Origin of the sequence: Streptomyces sp. WM6386, from assembly GCF_000972385.1 — a bacterium.
Taxonomy (GTDB): Bacteria; Actinomycetota; Actinomycetes; order Streptomycetales; family Streptomycetaceae; genus Streptomyces.
Genome location: NZ_JXTE01000157.1, coordinates 1 through 2396, shown reverse-complemented (window position 1 = coordinate 2396; position 2396 = coordinate 1). Strand labels below are relative to the sequence as shown.

Here is a 2396-nt window from a genome sequence, read left to right as displayed (position 1 = left end):
CACGCAGGCCTCCCTGCTCGCCTCCCGCGCCGGCCTGCCCCTCGCCGAGGTGCTGGCCGGACTCCCGCAACTGGCAGGCGTCCTGAGCCGGGAGGAGGCGACCGCCCTCCTCGACCCGGCCGGCTACACGGGCGTCGCCGGTCCCCTGGTGGACCGGGCACTGACCGCGCCGGGGCTCGGGCGGGCCCCGGCGCCCTGACGGCAGAGCGGGTGCGTACGGCTGTCCCACGACGCCGTACGCACCCGGCCGCGCCGCACGGGCAGACCGGCAGGTCCGGCTGTCGCGGCCCGGCCGGGGGTGGCCTCCTTCTTTCCAACCTCCCTGGTCCGGCGCGGGTGCGCACCCCACCCGCCCCACGCCTCGCTCAAGTCCTCCTCGCGCCTGCCTCGAAGGCCGCTCGAGGCGGTGTCGAGCCCGGTTCCGCGGGCCGTCATGCGGCGCATGATGCAAGCACAACGCACTGGGGAGGCGGCCGAGTTGAGTCTGGACGCACGTGTTGTGCAGAGGGGCGGCGGCCATGGGCACGCCGTGGTGATCGGCTCCAGCCTCGCGGGACTGACCGCGGCTCGAGCGCTGACGGGCCTCATGGACCGGGTGACCGTGATCGAGCGCGACTGGCTGCCCCGCGGCCCCGGCCGCCGCCGCGGCGTTCCGCAGGCACGGCACACCCACAGCCTCATGACCGCCGCCCACCAGGGCCTGGAGCAACTGTTCCCCGGCATCCGCCAGGACCTCGTGCGTGCCGGAGCGGTCCACGTCCGCATCCCCGAGGACATGCTGCTGCTCGGCCCGGCCGGCTGGCTGCCCCGCGTCCCGACAAACCTGTCGATGCTCAGCGCCGGCCGTGACGTCCTCGACGCGGTGATACGGGAGCGGCTGCACGCCGACCCCAAGGTGACCTTCCTCCAGGAACACGAGGTCGTCGCCCTGGAGCCCGGCCCCCAGGACACCGTCACCGGCGTCTGGGCACGTGGCCGCAACCGCAAGGAGTGCGACGGCTGGAACCCCGAACGCCTCATCGGCGCCGACTTCGTGGTGGACGCCTCCGGACGCGGCTCCCAGGCCCCCGAGTGGCTCGCCGAACTCGGCTACGAAGCGCCCGCGGAATCCGTGGCCGACTCCCGGACGTCGTACGCCACCACCCTGTACGCGCCGCCCGTCGGCCATGTCGCCGACTTCAGGAGCCTGTTCCTCATGCCCTCTCCCGGCGATCCGCGCCAGGCCGTGCTCAACCCCGTCGAGGGCGGCCGCTGGTCGGTGACGATCGCCACCGGCGACGGCACCCCGCCACCGGCCGACCACGCGGAACTGCTGCGCGCCGCCGCGGCCCTGCGCCACCCGCTGCTGCGCGACCTCATCGAGACGGCCACCCCGCTCGGCCCCGTCTACACCTGCGGCCGCACCGGCAGCCGCCTGCGCCACTACGAGAAGCTGCGCCGCTGGCCAGACCAGTTCCTCGTCGTCGGCGACGCCCTCGCCGCCCTCGACCCGGCCCACGGCCACGGTATGACCCTCGCGGTGGAGTGCGCCCTGGTCCTGGACCACCTGCTCGCCGCCCACGGCACCGCGGTCGGCGTCAGCCACCGGCTGCGCCGGGCCCTCGCCCACCAGATCGCCCCCGCCTGGCAGTCGAGCACCCGCACCCCGGCCCCGGCCACCGGGCTGCGGGCCCGGCTCGACAGGCGGTACGCGTCCCGGATCGCGGCCGCCGCGACCACCGACCCGCACGCGGCGGCCCTCCTGCTCCACCTGCACCAGGGTCTGGCCGCGCCCGCCGCACTGCGGTCGCGCGCCCTGCGGGCCGCCCTGCGCACCCGGCACGATCCGGCCCCCAAGACACCAGCCAGCGTCACCCACGGCCCCGAAGCCCGAAGGCGCCGTCCCGTCGCACCGACGGCACCCGCCATCGGCGTCTCCACCGGTTCCGCGGCCCGGCCCCGGCCCACCGGCTCCTCGGCCCACTGGCCGGCCCCGGCACCGGCCGGCGACCGGCGACGCTCATGAGCACACCGGATTCCACGCCCGCGCCGCTTTTCGGCCGGGTGGCGCGTAATACGCCGTCGCGGCCGAAATCGCCCGGACATACGCTCGAGGTCATGACAGGAGTGGATCAACTGACCGCCAGCGAAGGCCACTTGTCCTACGACGTCCCACAACTCACTCAAGAAACACTTGAGTTCAGACTTGAGTATCGCTTGAGCGCGGTTGTTCCGTCCGCTGACGCGTGGATAGCGTTTCATCCGCTCCAGGGCACCGGCCGGCTTGCGCCGCGGCAGGCCACCTTGCCTGTGACGGCCGAGCGGCGAGGGGAGGGCGCGCGGGTATGAGCACGACCGAAAGGGCGCCGCACAGTGCGCGCACCGAACCGCCCAAGGGCGAGCGCGTAGCCGACTGG

General features: G+C 74.5%; 1 protein-coding gene and 1 pseudogene. Both read left to right on the top strand.

The genetic code is table 11. The annotated features are described in order from the left end of the window. Positions 1 to 199, top strand: a pseudogene (locus TN53_RS40255) (3-carboxy-cis,cis-muconate cycloisomerase); the annotation flags it as partial. A gap of 279 nt (positions 200 to 478) precedes the next feature. Beyond that, the gene (locus TN53_RS40250) at positions 479 to 2005 is read left to right on the top strand and encodes an FAD-dependent oxidoreductase (RefSeq protein ID WP_159038252.1); all 1527 of its coding nucleotides are present in this window, start codon (positions 479 to 481) and stop codon (positions 2003 to 2005) included. The last annotated feature ends 391 nt before the right edge of the window (positions 2006 to 2396 follow it).